Source organism: Flavobacterium petrolei (genome assembly GCF_003314435.2).
GTDB lineage: Bacteria > Bacteroidota > Bacteroidia > Flavobacteriales > Flavobacteriaceae > Flavobacterium > Flavobacterium petrolei.
The window spans coordinates 1,053,267-1,074,713 of sequence record NZ_QNVY02000001.1; the positions used below are offsets into that span (position 1 = coordinate 1,053,267).

The 21,447-nt window shown below is 35.6% G+C and carries 20 protein-coding genes; 12 read left to right on the forward strand and 8 right to left on the reverse strand.

Features of this window, described 5'->3' with window-relative positions:
* Positions 1-85: 85 nt before the first annotated feature.
* On the reverse strand, positions 86-961 hold the full coding sequence (locus DR871_RS04580; RefSeq protein WP_113664647.1) for a helix-turn-helix domain-containing protein: 876 nt from the start codon (positions 959-961) through the stop codon (positions 86-88).
* 228 nt (positions 962-1,189) lie between these two features.
* Here DR871_RS04580 and hemA point away from each other — a divergent pair, with 228 nt between their 5' ends.
* The 12 genes from hemA (at position 1,190) to DR871_RS04640 (ending at position 11,952) form a co-directional block, all read left to right on the forward strand.
* Positions 1,190-2,446 carry a glutamyl-tRNA reductase gene (hemA, locus tag DR871_RS04585; RefSeq protein WP_113664646.1) on the forward strand — a complete coding sequence of 419 codons (1,257 nt, stop codon included), beginning with the start codon at positions 1,190-1,192 and terminating at the stop codon, positions 2,444-2,446.
* Entirely contained in the window at positions 2,443-3,363 is a 921-nt protein-coding gene (hemC, locus tag DR871_RS04590; protein ID WP_113664645.1) for a hydroxymethylbilane synthase, read from the forward strand. Before hemA ends, hemC begins: the two co-directional genes overlap by 4 nt.
* Positions 3,363-4,046 (forward strand): uroporphyrinogen-III synthase, encoded by a 684-nt coding sequence (locus tag DR871_RS04595; RefSeq protein ID WP_113664644.1) that lies wholly within the window; start codon positions 3,363-3,365, stop codon positions 4,044-4,046. The genes hemC and DR871_RS04595 overlap by 1 nt, the downstream gene beginning before the upstream one ends.
* A 22-nt stretch (positions 4,047-4,068) precedes the next feature.
* Positions 4,069-5,094, forward strand: coding sequence for a uroporphyrinogen decarboxylase (gene hemE, locus DR871_RS04600; RefSeq protein WP_113635844.1), 1,026 nt, complete (start codon positions 4,069-4,071; stop codon positions 5,092-5,094).
* A gap of 126 nt (positions 5,095-5,220) precedes the next feature.
* Positions 5,221-5,772, forward strand: coding sequence for a transposase (locus DR871_RS04605; RefSeq protein WP_113665443.1), 552 nt, complete (start codon positions 5,221-5,223; stop codon positions 5,770-5,772).
* 159 nt (positions 5,773-5,931) lie between these two features.
* Positions 5,932-6,840 carry an oxygen-dependent coproporphyrinogen oxidase gene (gene hemF, locus DR871_RS04610; protein WP_113664643.1) on the forward strand — a complete coding sequence of 303 codons (909 nt, stop codon included), beginning with the start codon at positions 5,932-5,934 and terminating at the stop codon, positions 6,838-6,840.
* Positions 6,841-6,931: 91 nt separating this feature from the next.
* The gene (gene hemB, locus DR871_RS04615; RefSeq protein WP_113664642.1) at positions 6,932-7,924 is read left to right on the forward strand and encodes a porphobilinogen synthase; all 993 of its coding nucleotides are present in this window, start codon (positions 6,932-6,934) and stop codon (positions 7,922-7,924) included.
* A 2-nt stretch (positions 7,925-7,926) separates the two neighbouring features.
* Positions 7,927-8,436 (forward strand): DinB family protein, encoded by a 510-nt coding sequence (locus DR871_RS04620; RefSeq protein WP_113664641.1) that lies wholly within the window; start codon positions 7,927-7,929, stop codon positions 8,434-8,436.
* A 39-nt stretch (positions 8,437-8,475) separates the two neighbouring features.
* The gene (locus DR871_RS04625; RefSeq protein ID WP_113664640.1) at positions 8,476-8,862 is read left to right on the forward strand and encodes a c-type cytochrome; all 387 of its coding nucleotides are present in this window, start codon (positions 8,476-8,478) and stop codon (positions 8,860-8,862) included.
* A 249-nt stretch (positions 8,863-9,111) separates the two neighbouring features.
* Positions 9,112-9,582, forward strand: a complete 471-nt coding sequence (locus DR871_RS04630; RefSeq protein ID WP_113664639.1) for a methylated-DNA--[protein]-cysteine S-methyltransferase — start codon at positions 9,112-9,114, stop codon at positions 9,580-9,582.
* A gap of 155 nt (positions 9,583-9,737) precedes the next feature.
* Positions 9,738-10,451: a 3'-5' exonuclease gene (locus DR871_RS04635; RefSeq protein WP_099713896.1), complete on the forward strand. Its 714-nt coding sequence runs from the start codon at positions 9,738-9,740 to the stop codon at positions 10,449-10,451.
* A gap of 61 nt (positions 10,452-10,512) precedes the next feature.
* Complete coding sequence (locus DR871_RS04640; RefSeq protein WP_113664638.1) at positions 10,513-11,952, forward strand: nucleoside recognition domain-containing protein; 1,440 nt, start codon at positions 10,513-10,515, stop codon at positions 11,950-11,952.
* 403 nt (positions 11,953-12,355) lie between these two features.
* Here the strand turns inward: DR871_RS04640 and DR871_RS04645 are convergent, their stop codons facing one another.
* The 7 genes from DR871_RS04645 to DR871_RS04675 all read right to left on the reverse strand — a co-directional run bounded on the left by DR871_RS04645 (position 12,356) and on the right by DR871_RS04675 (position 21,364).
* Positions 12,356-15,103: a M4 family metallopeptidase gene (locus tag DR871_RS04645; RefSeq protein ID WP_113664637.1), complete on the reverse strand. Its 2,748-nt coding sequence runs from the start codon at positions 15,101-15,103 to the stop codon at positions 12,356-12,358.
* A 192-nt stretch (positions 15,104-15,295) separates the two neighbouring features.
* Positions 15,296-15,955, reverse strand: coding sequence for a CoA transferase subunit B (locus DR871_RS04650; RefSeq protein ID WP_113664636.1), 660 nt, complete (start codon positions 15,953-15,955; stop codon positions 15,296-15,298).
* A gap of 51 nt (positions 15,956-16,006) precedes the next feature.
* Positions 16,007-16,354: a four helix bundle protein gene (locus DR871_RS04655; RefSeq protein WP_113664635.1), complete on the reverse strand. Its 348-nt coding sequence runs from the start codon at positions 16,352-16,354 to the stop codon at positions 16,007-16,009.
* A 38-nt stretch (positions 16,355-16,392) separates the two neighbouring features.
* Complete coding sequence (locus DR871_RS04660) at positions 16,393-17,094, reverse strand: CoA transferase subunit A (protein WP_113664634.1); 702 nt, start codon at positions 17,092-17,094, stop codon at positions 16,393-16,395.
* A 189-nt stretch (positions 17,095-17,283) separates the two neighbouring features.
* The gene (locus DR871_RS04665; RefSeq protein ID WP_113664633.1) at positions 17,284-19,593 is read right to left on the reverse strand and encodes a penicillin-binding protein 1A; all 2,310 of its coding nucleotides are present in this window, start codon (positions 19,591-19,593) and stop codon (positions 17,284-17,286) included.
* Between the two features lie 9 nt (positions 19,594-19,602).
* A complete protein-coding gene (locus DR871_RS04670) occupies positions 19,603-20,082 on the reverse strand; it encodes a gliding motility lipoprotein GldH (RefSeq protein ID WP_113664632.1) in 480 nt (159 codons plus the stop codon).
* Positions 20,066-21,364 carry a PSP1 domain-containing protein gene (locus tag DR871_RS04675; RefSeq protein WP_113664631.1) on the reverse strand — a complete coding sequence of 433 codons (1,299 nt, stop codon included), beginning with the start codon at positions 21,362-21,364 and terminating at the stop codon, positions 20,066-20,068. The genes DR871_RS04670 and DR871_RS04675 overlap by 17 nt, the downstream gene beginning before the upstream one ends.
* Positions 21,365-21,447: the final 83 nt, after the last annotated feature.

The window sequence follows — 21,447 nt, forward strand, 5'->3', positions numbered from 1 at the left end:
TTGGTACAAAAGTAATTAAACTTACTTTTTTATAAATTGTGATTAACTATTTTTTATTTATTGTTTAATATAAGAAATCAATTGTTTACGGCATATTTGGGTTGATTGACATCAAATATTTTTTGGGCGTAGTGGCAAATTTCTTTTTGAATGCCGCTATGAAATGACTTCCTGTGCTGTACCCAATTTTCAATCCTACTTCATTTACGTTATAGGAACCGCTGTCGAGCAATTTTCGGGCGAAATCCATTTTGTAGTCAAATAGAAACCCATAAACCGTATCGCCATAAATTTGTTTGAAACCCATTTTTAGTTTCTTTAAATTCAAACCTATTTCATCTGCTAATTCCTGTAATCCTGGCGGTTCGGCCATGTTTGCAATGATGATTTCTTTGGCTTTTTTGATTTTTATTACATTGTCCTCGTCTATTAAAAACGGACATTGTTCTGCGTTTGGATCTTCGGTTCTATTGAAATATAGGCTCAATAATTCGTATCCTTTTCCTTTGTAATACAGGTTTTTTATCGACGGATGCAAGCTGTAATGGAATAGTTGCGATAAAACAATTGCCATCGATGGACTTATATTTCCTTCGTTATAATATTTTTTATCTTTATTATCAGCACTTAAAAAAGTAATATAATCCGCTTCTGTCGAAAATAAAGCATGAAACTTCTTAATAGATATAATCACAGATATCACCCAGGAATTTGGGGCTAATTCCAGATTTAATGGCAATTCCTTTTGTGGGTTGTATAAAAGCAATGATTTTTCCTCTTTCAATTCCAAAGCATAATTCCCTTGATTGAAGATAAACTTCGCATTTCCTTTTAATCCAAAATGAAACTGAATCAATCCACTGCTCACTTCACGCTGGGCTTGAAAGGCAATGGTACTGTCATTCTGAAAGCGAATGAGCGTAAAGTCATCTTCAATTTTTATAATTTCCTGAGAACCCATAGCGATGTTTTTTTAATATGAAAATCATAATTATCAAACCTTTTTATTTAGAACAACTCTAAATAGTTTAATTCAAACGACTTGATTTCACTACAAAAATAGATTTTTTTACCGTAAAATAAGCCATTAGAATTAAAAAATCACTAAGCGATACAAAAAGAACTTCTAGCGTTACTTTTATAAAAACTATAATGATAATTTTGTTCCACTTTCTTGAAAAGTGCAAATATGGAAAACAATAACACATCAAAGCATCACTATTTTTACGCAGTTGGATTGAGCTATAAAAAAGCAGATGCTGAGATTAGAGGTAAGTTTAGTTTAGACGCTGCTGCAAAAACGCGTTTGCTGGAACAAGCTAAGAATGAAGGAATAGAGAGTTTAATAGTCACTTCTACCTGCAACCGTACTGAAATTTACGGTTATGCGGAACATCCCTTTCAATTAATCAAATTAATTTGCGAGAATAGTCAAGGCTCTGTTGAAGCGTTTCAAAAGGTAGGTTTTGTCTATAAGAATCAGGAAGCCATCAGCCACATGTTTCGTGTAGGAACTGGTTTAGACAGTCAGATTCTGGGTGATTTTGAAATTATCGCACAAATAAGAAATTCCTTTTCACAGTCAAAATCGTTGGGTTTAGCCAATGCTTTTATGGAAAGATTAGTGAATGCAGTTATCCAAGCTAGTAAAAAAATAAAAACAGATACAGAAATTAGTTCTGGCGCTACTTCGGTTTCTTTTGCCGCAGTTCGCTATATTATCAACAATGTGCAAGACATTGGAAACAAAAACATCCTCTTGTTTGGTACCGGAAAAATTGGTAGAAATACGTGTGAAAATTTAGTAAAACATACTAAAAACGAACATATTACGCTAATCAACAGAACCAAAGAGAAAGCAGAGAAATTAGCCGGAAAGTTAAATTTAATCGTAAAAGATTATTCTGAACTGCATTTGGAACTACAAAAAGCAGATGTTGTTGTGGTAGCGACCGGTGCACAAAACCCTACTATTGACAAAGCGATTCTGAATTTGAAAAAACCAATGTTGATTTTGGATTTATCGATTCCGAAAAACGTGGATGAAAATGTGGAAGAAATTGATGGTGTTACCTTGATTCACATGGATTATTTGTCACAACTAACAGACGAAACTTTAGAAAATAGAAAAAAACACATTCCTGCTGCTGAGGCGATCATCGAAGAAATTAAAGAGGAGTTTATAACTTGGACCAAAGGCAGAAAATTTGCACCGACAATCAATGCTTTGAAAGCAAAATTGAATGCGATAAAAACATCTGAATTAGATTTCCAAAGTAGAAAGATTTCAAATTTCAATGAAGAGCAAGCGGAGATTATCAGCAACAGAATTATCCAAAAAATAACGACTCATTTCGCTAATCATTTGAAAGATGATGATACTATGGTAGATGAAAGTATTGAATGGATTGAGAAAGTTTTCAAAATAGGAGCGACTACAAGATAATGAGCAAAACAATACGAATAGGAACTCGCGATAGCGAACTCGCGCTTTGGCAAGCCCATACCGTCGAAAAAAAACTAAATGATTTAGGCTATAAAACCGAAATTTTAGCGGTAAAATCACAAGGAGATATCATCCTTGACAAACCACTTTACGAATTAGGAATCACAGGAATTTTTACTAAAACGCTTGATATCGCCATGATAAATGGCGATGTTGATATTGCGGTGCATTCCATGAAAGATGTTCCTACGGCTTTGCCAATAGGAATTGTTCAGGCGGCTGTTCTGGAAAGAGCGAATACGTTGGATATTTTGGTACACAAAGGAAACCTTGATTTTCTTAATGGCGAAGGAACAATTGCCACAGGAAGTTTGCGTCGTCAAGCACAATGGCTGAACAAATATCCCAATCACAAAGTAGTGGATTTGCGTGGAAACGTAAATACGAGAATGAAGAAATTGCAGGAAAGCGATTGGAACGGAGCGGTTTTCGCGGCAGCAGGATTAGAGAGAATCAACTTGAAACCTTCTAATTATATCGATTTGGATTGGATGATTCCAGCGCCGGCTCAAGGTGCTATGGTTGTTGTTGCAATGGCAAATGATGAATTTTGCAGACAAGCGCTAAACGAACTTAACGATATTGATACCGAAGTATGTACACATATCGAAAGACAGTTTTTAAAAACACTCGAAGGCGGTTGTACGGCACCAATAGGCGCTTTAGCAGTTTTTGTAGAAGATGATATTTTGTTTAAAGGCGTTCTGTTTTCTATCGATGGAAAGCAAAAAATCGAAATTGAAAAAACCGTTCCGATGCAAGAATGGAAGAAATTAGGCTTTTATTGTGCCAAAGAAATTTTAGAAAATGGCGGAGCAGAATTGATGACAGCAATTAAAATTAATTTGAAAAAATAATGAGCCAAACAAGCATTTTATCCACCAAAACATTGTCGGCAGAACAAAGGCAATTATTTATTGATGCTAATTTTGATCTTTTAGAACAAGATTTCATCGAAATCAAAAACAACCTTTTTGAATTGAAAACAATCAACAATAACTTGATTTTTAGTAGCCAAAATGCTGTTTTAAGTTTGATAGAACAAAACGGTTGGGAAGTTTTAAAGACGAAACCTGTTTTTTGCGTAGGTATTAAAACCAAGGAGTTACTGGAGTCGCATGGCTTTACAGTCGATGTTTATTTGGATTACGCATCTGAATTAGCTGAAATAATCACTTTGATTTACAATAAGGAAAGCTATACTTTTTTGAGCGGAAATTTGCGTAAAGAAACGTTGCCAGAAGCATTAAAAAGCGCAGGAATAACTTTTAATGAAATCGAGGTGTATCAAACAGCGCTTGCGCCTTTTAAAATATCAGACCAGGAAAATTTTGACGGAATTTTATTTTTTAGTCCATCTGGTGTTGAAAGTTATTTGACAAACAATAAAATCAAGAATGAAGTTTGTTTTTGCATAGGCACTACTACTGCATCAGCATTAGAAACAAAGAAAATTAAAAACATAGTAATTGCCGAAACACCAACTATCGAAGAGGTGATTGAGGAAGTTATTGCATATTATAAAACGGAAAGCATCTAGCAATCTGCTAAAATTAAAATACATGATTAAGAACGACCTATTTTTAAGAGCACTAAAAGGAGAAACTGTACAACGTCCACCAGTTTGGATGATGCGTCAAGCGGGAAGATATTTGCCGGAATTCATCGCTTTGCGTGATAAATATGATTTTTTCACGCGTTGTCAAACACCGGAATTAGCTGCTGAAATCACGGTACAACCAATAAGAAGAATTGCTCCGGATGCTGCGATTTTGTTTTCGGATATTTTGGTAATTCCTCAAGCAATGGGAATCGAAGTAGAGATGAAACCTAATTTTGGTCCGTATTTACCAAATCCAATTCGTACAATTCAAGATGTGGAGAAAGTCATCGTTCCAGATGTTCATGAAACATTAGGTTACGTTTTTGACGCTATCAAATTGACCAAAGAAATGTTGAATGATGAGGTGCCGTTAATTGGTTTCGCAGGTTCGCCTTGGACAATTATGTGTTATGCAGTGGAAGGGAAAGGTTCTAAAAGTTTTGATATGGCCAAGGGATTTTGTTTCCAACATCCAGAAGCAGCGCACGTTTTATTGCAAAAAATCACAGATACAACTATTTTATACCTAAAAGAAAAAGTAAAAGCGGGAGTAAATGCCGTTCAAATTTTTGACTCTTGGGGCGGAATGTTATCTCCAGTGGATTATCAAGAATTCTCTTGGAAATACATCAACCAAATCATTGAAGCTTTGGCAGATGATGCACCGGTAATTGTTTTTGGAAAAGGATGTTGGTTCGCATTAGGCGAAATGGGGAAAAGTAGAGCATCAGCATTAGGTGTTGACTGGACTTGTTCTCCAAGAAATGCAAGATACTTGTCTGGTGGAAACATCACGTTACAAGGAAATTTTGATCCTTCCAGATTGTTGTCTCCAATTCCGGTGATTAAGAAAATGGTACACGAAATGATCGATGAATTCGGAAAAGATAAATACATCGTGAATTTAGGTCACGGAATTTTACCAAATATTCCTGTGGATCACGCGAAAGCGTTTATTGATGCAGTGAAGGAATACAATCAGTAATATTTATTTTACTGTATTTCCTGCAAGGTTTTTTTTGAACCTTGTAGGTGTTTTTTAAAATTTTGCTGACATGGTTTATACCTACAAGGTTAAAAAACCTTGCAGGATCAACTTAAAATGTATAATATGAAATTAGAAGTTTTAGAAAAAGATTGCTATTATCATATTTACAATAAAGGAATTAATGGTGCTCCTATTTTCGAAAATGATGAAAACAAAATTTTCTTTTTAAAACAACTTTCAAAATATTTATTGGGTAAAATCTCAATATTTGGATATTGCTTAATGGATAATCATTTTCATTTAATTATCCGATTAAATGAAGATGAGAAAATAGTGACACAGGCATTTTCTAATTTTTTTAATTCTTATGCTAAAGCTTTTAATAAACATATAGACAGAACCGGAAGCTTATTTGAAAAACATTTTAAGAGGATAAAGCTAAACGATGAAAATTATTTGAAACAATTGATACTATATGTGCATTTGAATCCGAAGCATCATTTAGATTTAAAATTTCAGGATTATAAGTATTCTTCCTATCAAGCTTTTATTTCCATTAAAGAAACAAAAATAGAGAAAGAAGAAGTGTTGAAGCTGTTTGGAGGTATAGAAAATTTCGTTTTTTGTCACAATCAAAAAAATTATTTTTTAACTGAAAAACACACATTTGAGTAATATTGTTTCAATCTTGTAAGGTTTTTTTAACCTTACAGCTAAGTTAGATTAGGAATATCATCACTAGTTATACCTACAAGGTTTTGGAAACCTTGCAGGAAAGCAAGATGTTTACGTTTGAAATATTTAATAAGTTAGTTGCTGCAAAGCAAATTTATAATGAAAAATCAATTTTACACCTACATACAAAACCTTCAAGACCAAATCTGTAAAGGATTGGAAGCTGTTGAAGGTCAAGCCAAATTCCGAGAAGACCTTTGGGAACGTCCGGAAGGCGGAGGCGGAAGAACCCGCGTGATAGAAAACGGAAAGGTTTTCGAAAAAGGCGGAGTTAATATTTCGGCAGTTCACGGGAAATTGCCCGAAGCCATGCAGAAAATGTTCAATGTAGGCGAAGCTGATTTTTTTGCCTGTGGATTGAGTTTGGTATTACATCCGAAAAATCCAATGACACCAACCGTTCATGCCAATTGGCGTTATTTCGAAATGTACGATGAGAACGGAAATGTAATCCAGCAATGGTTTGGAGGCGGACAGGATTTAACCCCATATTATCTGTTTGAAGAAGATGCAATTCATTTTCATCAAACTTGTAAAACCGCTTGCGACAAACATAATCCGGAGTTTTATCCAAAATATAAGAAACAATGTGATGCCTATTTCTGGAACGTTCACCGCAATGAAGCACGAGGAATTGGTGGATTGTTTTTCGATTATTGCAAAGCAACAGATGACATGAGTATGCAAAATTGGTACAACTTTGTAACCGAAGTTGGAAATAGTTTCCTGCAAGCTTATGTTCCCATTGTTGAAAAACGAAAAAACTTACCGTATACTCCAGAACAAAGAACGTGGCAGGAAATCCGTCGCGGTCGTTATGTCGAGTTTAATTTGGTTCATGACAAAGGCACTTTATTTGGTCTAAAAACTAACGGAAGAATCGAAAGTATCCTGATGAGTTTACCACCACATGTGCAATGGGTATACGACCATCACGCTGAACCTGGAAGCGAAGAAGAAAAATTAGTAAACGTATTAGAAACCCCAAAAAGTTGGATTGCAGATTGATGATTAACGATTTTTGATTTCAGATTTTCTGTCATCAACATTTCTTTTCAAATCATAAATCAGCAATCGCTAATCTAAAATCTAAAATCATATGTTCCCATTACACAGAGGCAGAAGATTAAGAACGAATGAATCTATCCGTAGTTTAGTTCGTGAAACCAGTTTGAGTCCAGCGGATTTCATGTTTCCTATGTTTATTGCTGAAGGTGAAAACTACAAAGTAGAAATCCCTTCCATGCCAGGAATATTTCGTCGTTCGATAGATTTAACGGTAGAAGAAGTGAAAGAAATATTTGCATTGGGAATTCGTGCGGTGAATATTTATGTAAAAGTAAGTGAGAATTTAAAAGATAACGAAGGAAATGAAGCTTGGAATCCAAACGGATTAATGCAAAATGCCATTCGTGCCATCAAAGCCGCTTGTCCGGAAATGATTGTAATGCCTGACGTAGCTTTGGATCCCTATTCTATTTATGGACATGACGGAATCATTGCAAACGGTGATGTAGAAAACGATTCGACGAACGCAGCCTTAGTAAAAATGGCCGTTTCTCACGCGCAAGCCGGTGCCGACTTTGTAGCGCCAAGTGATATGATGGACGGGCGCGTATTGCGTTTGCGTGAAGGTCTTGATGCTGCAGGTTTTCATAACGTAGGAATCATGAGTTATTCAGCAAAATATGCTTCTGCATTTTACGGACCATTCCGTGATGCATTAGACAGCGCTCCTGTTGACGCCACTGAAATTCCAAAAGATAAAAAAACTTACCAAATGGATTATGCCAATCGCATCGAAGCTATCAAAGAAGCGTTGTGGGACGTGGAAGAAGGCGCTGATATGGTTATGGTAAAACCAGGGATTGCCTATTTAGACATCGTTCGCGAAGTTAAAAACGCGGTAAATGTTCCAGTAACGGTTTACCACGTTTCGGGTGAATATGCAATGATCAAAGCCGCTGCCGAAAGAGGTTGGTTGGATCATGATCAGATAATGATGGAACAATTAATGTGTATCAAACGCGCCGGAGCCAGTTTGATTTCGACTTATTTTGCCAAAGAAGCCGCAATACTTTTAAACAAATAAACATGAAAAAATGTTTAATAATAGCGGTTTTACTGCTTTCCAATAGCATTTTTGCACAAGTTGAGGTAGTTGCTACTTTCATCGAGAAATGGGATAATTCCAAAGATTATTTAATAGCCGTTGCAGTAGCTATGCCGGAGGATAAATATGATTACAAGCCTGCTGAACGTGAAATGTCATTTAGAGAACAATTATTTCACATACAAGACAACATGAATTGGTTGGGTACAACACATTTTTCGGAAGAGAAATATGTGAAAAAAGAAGTGGTAAAAGGACTTTCAAAAGCGAAAATGATCCAAGAAATAAAAGCCTCTTTTGATAAAGCAAAAGCATTTGTACAAAAAACCAATGATGCTGAATTATCCCAAAAAGTAGATTTTTTTGCTGGTCCAAAATCAAAATTGCAAATACTCAACTTGATGCAAGATCATGTTACCCATCACAGAGCACAAATTTTAGTATATTTGAATTTGAATCAAATTCAGCCGCCCAAATATATTGGTTGGTAATTTTTAGTGATTTAGATTCTTAAAATTAAAAAGAATATTATGAGAAAGACGTTGTTTTTATTTGCCGTTTTAGCCTTTGCTTCTTGTAAAAAAGAAGAAGTCAAAAAAGAACCTTTATACCCAACCACTACCGAAGAAGTTGCCCAAACTCCAGAGGAATTAGGAGAGGAAATTTTTAAAGGAAAAGGAAATTGTGTTGCCTGTCATCAAGTAGACAAGAAAGTGATAGGGCCAAGTCTGCAGGACATTGCTAAGATTTACAAAGATAAAAATGCAAGTATCGTAACGTTTTTAAAAGGCGAAGGTGAACCTATTGTTGACCCAAGCCAGTATGAAGTGATGAAAACAAACTTCGCGGTTACGAAAGCGATGTCTGATGATGAATTGAAAGCTTTAGAAGCTTACGTATATTCAAATTTGAAATAATTTACACTGAACTTGTTTCAGTATCAGGAGCTAATCCCGCTATTCGCTGTATTCCCGATAAATAAAAACTACGGCTAAAAAGCCTTATTTTTCTAAATCGGGAGATGTCGCTGCTATCGGGGCTAAAATACAAGAACCATTCGTCTTTGCGAGTGGTTTTTTTATGTTCAAAACGTTCTGATTTTTATTTCTTATTGAACTTTTTTACTTCTTTAGGAACAATGTGGTTAATTTTTTTATCTTTAAAATATGGAAACAGCTTACATCAAAACGCCTTTAGGAATTGCCACAATCATTGGGGATGAAAATGGAATATCCGTAATTTCAGTTTCGGATAAAGGAGAAATTTCAACTGCAATTCCTGCTGTTTTGAAAGAAGCCGTAACGCAACTTAATGATTATTTCGAAGGAAAACGAACTGATTTTGACTTTACACTCAATCCAAAAGGAACTGAATTCCAACAAAAAGTCTGGCAAGGATTGCTCGAAATTCCATTTGGGAAAACCTGTAGTTATATGGATTTATCTAAAAAACTGGGCGATGTCAAAGCCATTCGAGCAGTTGCTTCTGCTAATGGGAAAAACCCGCTTTGGATTGTTGTTCCTTGTCACAGAGTCATTGGAACAGATGGTTCATTGACCGGTTATGCAGGTGGATTATGGCGAAAGAAATGGTTATTAGAACATGAGAATCCAACGAACCAACAAAGTCTATTTTAAAAACAGACTTCTTAGATTTTTAGAAGGTTAGACACATTAGATTTCTTTGATTGTTAGAAATTTAGATTGTCTCAGATTCAAAAAAATCGATCAATTTTACTAATTTAGGTTTTGTATTTAATCTAAGAAGTCAAAAAATCTAACAAATCTAGCTGATGATAGAAAAAATAAACCTCAATAATATCCTGTTTCTCGACATAGAAACTGTTCCGGAAGCCGAAGATTTCAATGCATTAGATGCTGAAATGAAAGACCTTTGGGAGCATAAAACCCAATACCAGCGCAAAGACGAATACACGCCGGAGGATTTTTATGATCGTGCGGGAATTTGGGCCGAGTTTGGTAAAATCGTTTGTATTTCGGTAGGTTATTTTACCATCAAAGGCGATATTCGGAATTTTAGAGTGACTTCTTTCTTTGGAGAAGAAAAGAAAATATTGTTGGATTTCAATAATCTCCTGAACAATCATTTCAATCAGCCGCAACATGTTTTGTGTGGTCATAATGCTAAGGAATTTGATATTCCGTTCCTCGCCCGACGAATGATTATCAATCAAATCGCCATTCCGAACAAGCTGAACTTATTTGGAAAAAAACCATGGGAAATCCCACATTTGGATACGTTGGAATTGTGGAAATTTGGCGATTACAAACATTTTACTTCCTTAAAGTTAATGTGTAAAGTACTTGGAATCCCTTCGCCTAAAGGCGATATCGACGGCAGTCAAGTAGGACATGTTTTTTATGTAGACAAGGATATTGATAGAATAGTAACCTATTGCGAGAAAGATACCATTGCCGTGGCACAAATTTTCCTGAGATTACGCAGGGAAGAATTGTTAATTGAGGACGAGATTATTCACGTGTAAGCATTATATCATTGTTATTGCAATTGATATTGATTTATTACATTTACAAAAATTATAAATTATGGTATTGAGTAGATTCTGGTTGGTTATTTTTATTTCAGCAATTGTATTTGTAGTGTTTGGTTTGTTTTCTGGAGACAGTTATACCATTGACCACGTTTTGAACGGAAAGAAAGATGATCCAATTCTGGTTTCGGAGAGATTTGCCGAAGAACTTCCTGCTTTTATAAAAGACAGCATTAAGAAAGCACCAGAAAAAACCATGATTATTAATCGTGATACACTAAATGCGGATACAACTTATGTTTTTAAAAACAAAACCGTAAAAATTTACAGTGGTGTTCAAAAATCAGATGGTTTATTGCCAACGTGTAAAAGTACTTTACTGGATTTAGTCCTTCCACTGATGGCTTATTTGGCTTTTTTCTGTGGATTGATGGAGTTGTTAATTATTTCCGGAGCCTCTGGAAAATTGGCGAAAGCATTAAGCCCTGTTTTTGTAAAAGTGTTTCCAAGTATTCCGAAAAACCATCCGTCTATTTCATACATGACCTTGAATTTTGCCGCTAATTTCTTAGGATTAGATTCTGCCGCAACTCCTTTTGGTCTTAAAGCCATGGAGAGTTTGCAAGAAATAAATCCAGAGAAAGACAAAGCCAGTGATGCGCAAATTATGTTTATGTGTTTGCATGCTTCAGGACTTACTTTAATCGCTACGTCTATTATAGGATATCGCGCTGCGGCAAATGCCAGCAATCCAGCGGATGTGATGTTGCCATGTATTATCACTTCTTTTATTGGTACTATAGCCGCCTTTTTAATTGTAGGAATCAAACAAAGAATCAATTTCAAAAGTGCTTCTCTGGTTATTGTATTGATGGTTTTAATAGCTGCTATTGTTGGTTTGTTGATGTATGTCAATCATTTGGATTTAATTGGAAAAAACTATTTTACTTCTAATCTTTCGGCTTTAATATTAATCGGAATCATTGCTTTTACATTGATCTTTTCTTTTATTCATGAGAAAAAATTTACTGAAGCATCTACTACAGTTTTTGAAAGCTTTGTAGTGGGAGCCAATAATGGTGTGAAAACGGGAGTGACTATTTTTCCTTATGTTTTGGGAATGCTGGTTGCTATTTCTTTATTTAGAAACAGTGGTTTATTTGAAATTATTAGCAATTGGATCGCTTTCATTTTTTCTAATATGGGAGTAAGTAAGGAAATCACGGATGCTTTACCGGTTGCGTTACTTCGTCCTTTTAGTTCTGCCGGATCAAGAGGGTTTTTGATTGACTCGATGAATACTTTTGGAGCGGATTCCTTAACGGCAAGATTGAGCAGTATTTTTCAATGTAGTGCCGAAAGTACTTTTTATGTGATAGCCGTTTATTTTGGTTCTGTAAATATTAAAAACACACGTTATGCACTAGGAACCATGCTTGTCGTAGATTTAATCTGTGTGATTACTGCGATTTTTGTGGCGACTTGGTTTTTTTAACATATTAGCTTGTGCTAATAATGATTAATGAAGTGCAATTTTCTAAGCTTTATGTTACTTCAGTCAATGATTCATTATTTTGGCATGAATATGTCAATAATTAAAGGAGAGGAATAAAATAAATTTTAGACCTATTAAGCTTTTTTTTAAATTTTTGAATCCCATAAATTTTTGGGATGGACATTTTCAAAGGGAACGAATAATTATTTTGATGAAAAGAAGTAAAATTGTAATACCCCGTTTGTTTGAGATGAATTTCAGGTCTTTCAAGTTATTTTAGCTTGTTTGTAAAAGAGATTTATCATTTAACTTTAAGTGGTTTATCAAAAAAATGCCTCCAATTAGTATCTAACTTTTGGAGGCATTACTTTTAAAAACATTTTGTTATTACTATAAATGAGAATTATTTTTTAAGGAATTTTTTAGTTACTGTTTTTTCCTCATCCTTTACTTCAAAAATATATACTCCAGATTTAAAATTAGAAACATTAATCTCATTTTCTGTAAGATTTCCAGTTTTTATTTCTTGTCCAATCATGTTGTAAATTCTGTAAGTTGCCTTATTTGTAACATTCATTGAAACATTTAATACGCTTTCTACCGGGTTTGGATATAAATTTAATGATAGAACATCATTATCAATACTTAGTGCGGTTGTTTCAATAGTTGAAGATGCCGTGATATTGACGTTATAATCTTCAACTTGACCATAACTTAGAGTTTCGCAGGAAGTTGGAATTCCGTTATATTTCATAGAGACTCTCATTCTTGTTAGTCCCAATGCCGCAGTAGCAGGAATAGTTATTGTACCCGTTGCTGGTGTCACTTTCGATGCTGCTTTTGAAAACACCAATTCTCCAGCATCTGTAAATAATCCGTTTTTGTTGTAATCTATCCACACAGCATAACCTTCAGAATAAACTGTTGATGTCCAGGATGGTGTAATCGTGATAGCTTGTGAAGAACCTCTAGACAAATTTGTAGAAAGCGAAGTGAAATTTTCGTATCCCGCCGTACCAGTTGAGGTGTTGTTTATAGTTCCTAAAACTAGTTTGGCAATTTTTTCACCAGAAGTGTTATTGCTTGTGGAATTACAGTAAGTTATTGTGGATGCACTGGTTGTTACAGCAACGGCATTACTTGCAACAGATAAGTTTCCGGCAGCATCTTTTGCTTTTACGGTGAAAGTATAAGCAGTGCTGGCCGATAATCCTGTTGCAGAATAAGTTAATCCTGTTACGGTTGTCACCAAAGTTGCTCCGTTATAAATTGAATATCCGGTAACGGCAACATTATCTGTAGCAGCAGTCCATGATAAATTTGTAGAAGATGAAGTTGTTGCTGCAGCTGTTAAGTTAGCCGGTGCTGTTGGTGCAACTGTATCGGTGGAGCCGGAATAAGCGGCCCCAACACCTACTGCGTAAAATGCATTTGTAGTGGCAATTACTTCGGCAGAACCTGCTCCATAGAGCTCTATTGCTGATTGAATTCCAAATGTTCTTGCATTCGCAAAAGTGGAGTTGGCCGATAGGTAAACGCTTTCTAGTCTGTAAGCAATTTTTGCTGCTTTATCGATAGTAATTCCGATAACATTGTATGAACTTCCAATGTCATTTGTTCCTGTTTTCCCAACAGATAAAATATAAAACCAATGGTTTAAAACACCGCTATTGGTATGAACACCACAATAATCATTTGTTTGAGTTGGTGTGCCACAATTAATGACTTTCCAGTTTGTTCCTCCATAGGTGTCAGGTTGACCTTCTAATTTTGGATTACTCATCGAACGCAAAGCTGTTTTACCAGATCTTCTTTCAATATCCTCACCAATTAACCAGGTAGATTTTGCAGGTGCTGCAAAATATTCAACACAAGCTCCCCAAATATCAGAAAACCCTTCGTTCATGGCTCCTGATTCTCTCTGATAGGCCAGATTTGCTGTTTTTTCACATACTGCATGTCCTATTTCATGTGCTGCTACGTCCAGAGAAGTTAGAATGTCAAAGTACGTTCCGCTTCCGTCACCATACGTCATTACACTTCCATTCCAGTATGCATTGTCATATGCATTATCAAAGTGAACATAACTTTTTATGATGGCGCCAGCATTGTCATAACTGTTTCTGGCATGTTTGGCTGAAAAGTAGTCGTATGTTTTTTCTGCACCCCAATGCGCATCAAGAGCACCGTTATCTTTGTTTGTATTGTCAAATTCAGCTGCAGTCCAGTTATTATCAACATCTGTAAAGTTAACCGCTGCTGTGTAGCTGGTTCCTTTTTTCATGTTGAAAGTGTTTATTCCGTTACCACGCGTATTGTCAGATAGAATATAAGACGAACCGCTCAATGCCGTTTGAATGGTTTGTGCGCTGCTATAACGAGTTGCTGCATTTGCGGCAACAAATAGTGACTTTTCTATTCTTCCATCTGATTTTTCAGCAAGGTTATGGTTTCCATGGCTGTATTCGCCTAAGTGCTTTATGGTTGCATTATAGAATACTATTTCTCCAGTTAAAGCGTCAACATATACATCACCTCGACTTACCGGATTAGTGGCGTAAATGTCAAATTTATAGACTAATCGAATGTCGTTGTTTTTTTTGCTAGACTTGTCGTCATCCATCATTGGAAGTAAAACCAATTCACCAGCAGGTTTTGTGTAATCAATAGCAGCCGCTTCTAATGGTTTTTCCCAAAGATATTCTTTTGCTCCAATTTGAGAAATTGCTTTAGTAAGAGCTTGTTCATAGGTCAGACCTGGATTGGTGTTAACGTCTTCCAGTTGGTAAAACTCTCCATTCATCGATTCTAATTTTGACTTTTTCGAATGCAATGAATACGTTGAAAATTCTACTTTTAATCCTTTATGGAATAGTTGAAATTTTTCATGCAGAAAACCCAAGTCGTCTGTTTCAGTTTTAACTTTTGAAAAATTTGAATTTTCTTTCAGTCCTAATTGCTCTTTTAGTACTTTTTGAGAATCTGAAGTCTTGTAGATAGACTTTTCGCTAAAAAGGATTAAAGTAGGTTCTCCTTTTTCATCTGTGATTTTCTGCTTTACATTTTTGTCAATTTCTTGGGCATTTGTTTCCAATGCGAGAAAAGAAACGGAAGCGAAGAGCACAATCTTTCCGAGTAATTTTGTTTTCATGTGGTATAGTTTTGGTTAATTTCAGATTGTAAAATTATTTATTTATTGGAGTTTAATTTTACGGTTTTACCACACTTTTTTTAAAAATGTTCATTTTTTTTGTTAAAATAGATTACTATATTCTTTCTTATTATTAAAATAAACAAAAAAAGGCAACTCTTTTGAGTTGCCTTTACTATTGATATATGATTTTTAATCAATAACCATCTCCGGAATCTCGCCTTCAATAATTAAATCAGCTTCAGTAGAAGCGATGATATGTTCAACGGTTACACCTGGAGCACGTTCCAATAATTTGAAACCTTGCGGTGTTATTTCTAAAACGGCTAATTCTGTTACTACTTTTTTAACGCAACCCACGCCGGTCAATGGTAGCGTACATTTTTTAAGTATCTTAGATTCTCCGGCTTTGTTAACGTGCATCATGGCTACAATAATATTCTCGGCAGAAGCCACTAAGTCCATTGCGCCTCCCATTCCTTTTACCATTTTACCAGGGATTTTCCAGTTGGCAATATCACCGTTTTCGGCAACTTCCATCGCGCCAAGGATTGTTAAGTCAACATGTTGTCCGCGAATCATTCCAAAACTGAATGCCGAGTCAAAGAAACTTGCTCCGGGCAAAGTGGTGATGGTTTGTTTTCCTGCGTTGATTAAATCAGCATCTTCATCGCCTTCAAAAGGGAATGGACCCATACCGAGAATTCCGTTTTCGCTCTGAAATTCAACGTCAATTCCTTCTGGAATATAATTAGCTACTAATGTTGGAATTCCGATTCCGAGATTCACATAATAGTTGTGTTTTAACTCTTTCGCAATACGTTTTGCAATTTGATTTTTATCTAAAGCCATTTCTTAATGTATCAATTTATGAATGTAACAATATATCAATTTTGAAAATTGTTACTTATTATTTTTACTAGTGCTTAGGATTTTGTAAACTATTAATCCTAATTCATTAATTTGAATTTTTAAGCTTTCATCAAAAGGATATGAGGATGCTTTTTCACAAAGCAAAAGCCAGTATTTTGTTTCCTCTAGTTCTTTGGCTGCAATCTTAATTTTATGAATAAAATCCGCTCTGCTTTCGGCATTTTGTGCTTCATGAATATTAGCGCCTATACTTGTTCCTGACTTTAATAGTTGATTAGCAATAATAAATTTGCGTTTATTTTCTAATATTTCACAAAAAGCTATAATATCTAATGCAAAATCAATGGATTTAGTGACAACAATATTCTCTTTATCCATTTTTTATTAATTGTTATATTGGAAAATTGCTAAATTGTTTAATTTTTTGCACGAACCGTTCTTTGTTCAATTCTTTTCTCATATTTCACACCTTGAAAAATTCTATTTACAAGTATTCCGGGAATATGAATTTCGTTTGGATCTAAACTTCCTGCAGGCAATAATTCTTCTACTTCGGCGATGGTTATTTTTGCTGCTCCGGCCATGCAAGGGTTGAAGTTTCTTGCAGTTCCTTTGAAAACTAGGTTTCCGGCTTCGTCACCTTTCCATGCTTTTACGATGGCAAAATCAGCGTTAAAAGCGTGTTCCATAACATGCATTTTTCCATTGAATTCGCGGACTTCTTTCCCTTCGGCTACTTCAGTGCCGTAACCGGCTGGAGTGAAAAAAGCGGGAATTCCTGCTTGTGCCGCACGACAACGTTCTGCTAAAGTTCCTTGAGGAATAAGATCCACTTCGAGTTCTCCTGAAAGCATTTGGCGTTCAAATTCGGCATTTTCGCCTACATAAGAAGAAATCATTTTTTTGATTTGGCGCTTTTGCAAAAGCAGTCCAAGACCAAAATCATCAACACCTGCATTGTTTGAAATACACGTTAAATTCGTAGTTTCTTTATTTACTAATTCAGCGATGGAATTTTCTGGAATACCACATAATCCGAAACCGCCAAGCATAATAGTCATCCCGTTTTCAATTCCTTGAAGGGCTTCCTGAACGTTATTTACTTTTTTGTTAATCATAAAAATGAGTTGCTATTTGTCGAATTTTATTTAAAGAAGAAGTAAGTCTGTTTGTAATACTATGAACAACAGAATTTGAATTTGAGAACCAAAGCCCTAGCCCAGATAAAAGCGACATCCTTTCTGGTCCTGATTTTTTCAGGATCAGAAAGATATAGCGGTTAGCTGGATTAGCTCCAGATGAAAATTTTACAACTCAAACTCTTCGGTATCTTGCTCTACGGCTGTCGTGTCTATTACCTTTTTAGGAACGTAACAGTCTACTTTTATAGAAAGATTTGCTGGTCTTTCAAAGCCTTCCTTAGAAACTTTAAGGGCTGGATCAGCATAACACAATTTCATGAAATAACCCCAAACCGGTAAAGCGGCTGTGGCTCCCTGACCATAAGTAATGCTTTTGAAACGGGCTGAACGATCCTCGCAACCTACCCAAACTCCAGTTACCAGATTAGGAACCATTCCCATAAACCAACCATCAGATTGGTTTTGAGTAGTACCTGTTTTTCCCGCAATAGGATTTTTAAATGAATACGGATAACCCGTCCAGCGGTTGTCACCGTTACCGCCACCAGTAGTACGCAAGCGGTCTCCAGAACCACCTTCGGTTACACCTTCCAGTAATTTGATGACTGCATAAGCAATGTCTTTATTTAAAACATCGTGCGATTCAGGTATTGGTTCGTAGATGATAACACCACTTTTATCTTCAATTTTAGATATAAATTGAGGTTTCATATAAACACCTTGATTGGCAAAAGTACTGTAGGCTGCAACCATATCTTCAACGGTTATTTCTACAGCTCCTAACGCAATGGAAGGTTGGTTTACAATTTCGGATTTTACGCCTAATTTATGGGTTAAATCGATTACGGCTTCCGGTCCAACTTTATCAATTAATTTTGCAGATATTGTATTTATGGAATTTGCCAAACCTCTTTTCAAGGTAACCATTCCTCTGTATTTGTTGTCTGAATTTCTAGGTTCCCAATCTTCGGTAACATGATGGCGTCCTTTTCTGATTACGAATGGTCCGTCAATAATAGAGTCACATGGAGACATATTCAATTGCTCAATAGCAGTTGCGTAAACAAATGGTTTGAAAGTCGAACCTACTTGTCTGGCACCTTGCCCTACGTGATCGTATTGAAAATATTTGTAGTTGATACCACCAACCCAAGCTTTTATATTACCGGTTTGTGGTTCCATTGCCATTAAACCAGATTGTAAAAAGTGTTTGTAATACCGAATAGAATCCAACGGTGTCATGATGGTATCTTTTTCTCCTTTCCAAGAAAAGACGGTCATTTTTGCTTTTTCGCTGAACGATTTTATAATTTCTTCCTCGCTTTTATCCATTGATTTCATTACAGCCCATCGGTTAGATGATTTCATTGCCTGATTCAGAATGCGTTGTGTTTCTACAGAAGAAATATTGACAAAAGGAGCGTTTTTATTATCCTTAGATTGACTAAAAAACTCTTCTTGAAGGTTTGCCATGTGGGCAGTAACTGCTTCTTCAGCGTGCAATTGCATTCTGGAATCAATCGTGGTATAAATTTTTAGACCGTCTTTATAAATATCATAATCAGAACCGTCCGGTTTTTTATTTTCTTCAGCCCATTTTTTCATGTAATCACGTAGATATTCTCTGAAATACGTAGCCGTTCCGTCTTTATGTGTTTCTAATTTGAAATTTAATTTAATTGGTAAACTTTGCAATCTTTCTTTCTCTTCTTTTGAAATGATTTTCCCTTTTTCCATTTGCAAAAGCACGACGTTTCTACGGTTTTTTACACCTTGCGGGTTCCTGATAGGATTGTATAAACCGGAATTTTTAAACATTCCCACTAATATTGCCGATTCGCTGATAGTTAAATCCTTTGGTTCTTTGGAGAAATAAGTTTTTGCCGCTGAACTTACGCCAACAGAATTATTTCCAAAATCATATACGTTACAATACATTGCAATGATTTCATTTTTAGTGTATTGTCTTTCTAATCGAATGGCAATAATCCATTCTTTTATTTTTTGTACAATTCTAAAAGGCAGGAATTTAGACCCTTCTCCGTGGAATAATTGCTTGGCCAATTGTTGTGTCAAAGTACTCGCTCCACCGCTTGTTCCTAAACTGGAAATGGCTCTTAAAGTTCCTCTGCCGTCAATACCAGAATGCTCATAAAAACGAGCGTCTTCAGTAGCAATTAAAGCTTGAACTAAATTTTTAGGTAAATCGGAATACTTTAATTGAGATCTGTTTTTTTCAAAATACTTACCCAAAACTACTCCGTCAGCCGAAATAATTTCGGTAGCTAAATTAGAATCAGGATTTTCTAAGTCTTCAAAGGAGGGCATTGAACCGAAGATTCCCCAGGAAGCAAATAAGAAAAACAAACCGATGCCTCCCAAGCCTATAAAGAAGATTTTCCAAAATTTCCTTTGATAATGTGCAACATCTTTGACATTACCTTTTGCTTGATTATTATTTTTTTTGATAGCCATAATACTATTTTATTCTTTTTTTTCTATTCTAAAACCTACCTCTGTAATTCCATCTAAAGCTGTTACACCCGGAATTTTACCGTTTTCTCTAACCGCTTGTTTGATATGGACTTTGTATTTTGATTTGAATCTTACATTTTCTTTGTAAAAGAGCTTGCTTTCTTTTAAATCTGAGAAACCATTTCCTAAAAGTGTTCCGTCCGTTTCGGCCATTTGGTATTCAAGGGTGTCCACTTTTGTAAAACCATTTGGTAATTCTAATGCCACAATTAAAAACAGATTATTGAACTGATAATTGTTATTGGCTCTCAAATTCACAAATAGATTATATCGTTTTGTGGAATCTAATTCTGGTAAATTAAACGTTACAATACTGTCTTTGTGCCACGCACTACCAACTGATTTATATTCATCAAAAACCCTTTTTTTATCACATGAAATAAAAAGGGTTACAACCAAAAGCAGTAAAGCGCTATTTTTTATCCACATTTTTAGTAATAATTATTGGTTTTCTCGGCTCTGCAGGTTTTTTATCAGCAGGAGCTTGGCGGTTATTGTTTGCAGGTTTGTTGTTGTTATTGTTTGCAAGTTTATTGTTATTTGCAGGCTTATTATTGTTAGCCACAATTACATTTTCTCCCGCAGGTTTGCGTTTTTTGTTTGGTTTTTTCTTTGCCTTGGGTTGGTCAAAACGTGTTAGACTTTCTTGCCCCATAGCATTATTGAAGTTTTTCTCAGGCTCAACAATTAACTCAATAGCATAATCTTCTAACGAAGAAACTTTATTTTTTAGTTTGTTTTCAGCAACAATTTCTTTGACCTGATCAATTTTCAATACATGCCAATTTGCGAAGTTATTGGTATAAGCAAACCACATTAAACCTTTGAAAATATCTTGTTTCTGGCAAATAGCATCTCCTTTTTCGGTAACTAATTTTGTTTCGAAATCAGGGAAATGTTTCAAAGCATCCATGTACGTATCCAACTCATAGTTCAAGCAGCATTTTAACTTTCCGCATTGTCCAGCCAGTTTTTGCGGGTTCAAAGACAGTTGTTGGTAACGTGCCGCAGAGGTGTTTACACTTCTAAAATCCGTCAGCCAAGTAGAACAACACAATTCTCTTCCGCAAGAACCAATTCCGCCTAAACGAGCTGCTTCCTGACGGAAACCTACTTGTTTCATCTCAATTCGAGTACTGAATTCTTTAGCGAAATCTTTTATTAAGGCACGAAAGTCAATACGGTCATTTGCTGTGTAATAAAACGTAGCTTTAGATCCATCACCTTGAAATTCAATATCCGAAATTTTCATTTCCAGTTTTTGAGCAATCGCCAGTTCACGTGCGCGAACCTTCATCGGTTCTTCACGATCTCTTGCTGCGGACCAAATATCAATATCTTTTTGGGATGCTTTTCTATATATTTTCGGAATTTCATTGCTTGCAGGATTGGCTCCTTTTTTCTTCATTTGAATTTTAACTAATTCTCCTGTCAAAGTAACAATTCCAATATCATGACCCGGAGAAGCAACAGTAGCAACGATGTCGCCCATGCTTAACGTTAATTTCTCTGTATTGCGGTAAAACTCTTTTCTTCCGTTCTTGAAACGTACTTCAACACAGTCAAAAGGGGCGTCGCCATTAGGCAAACTCATATTAGAAAGCCAATCGAAAACCGTTAATTTATTGCAGCTATCGGTGCCGCAAGTCCCATTATTTTTACAACCCTTAGGTGCGCCACCATCAGAAGTTGAACAACTTGTACATGCCATAATCTTATATGTAGTGTTGCGACTAGCACAACTTAAGTTCTTAAAACGTTTAATGTGTAAAGATAGTATTTTTTAATTTTACA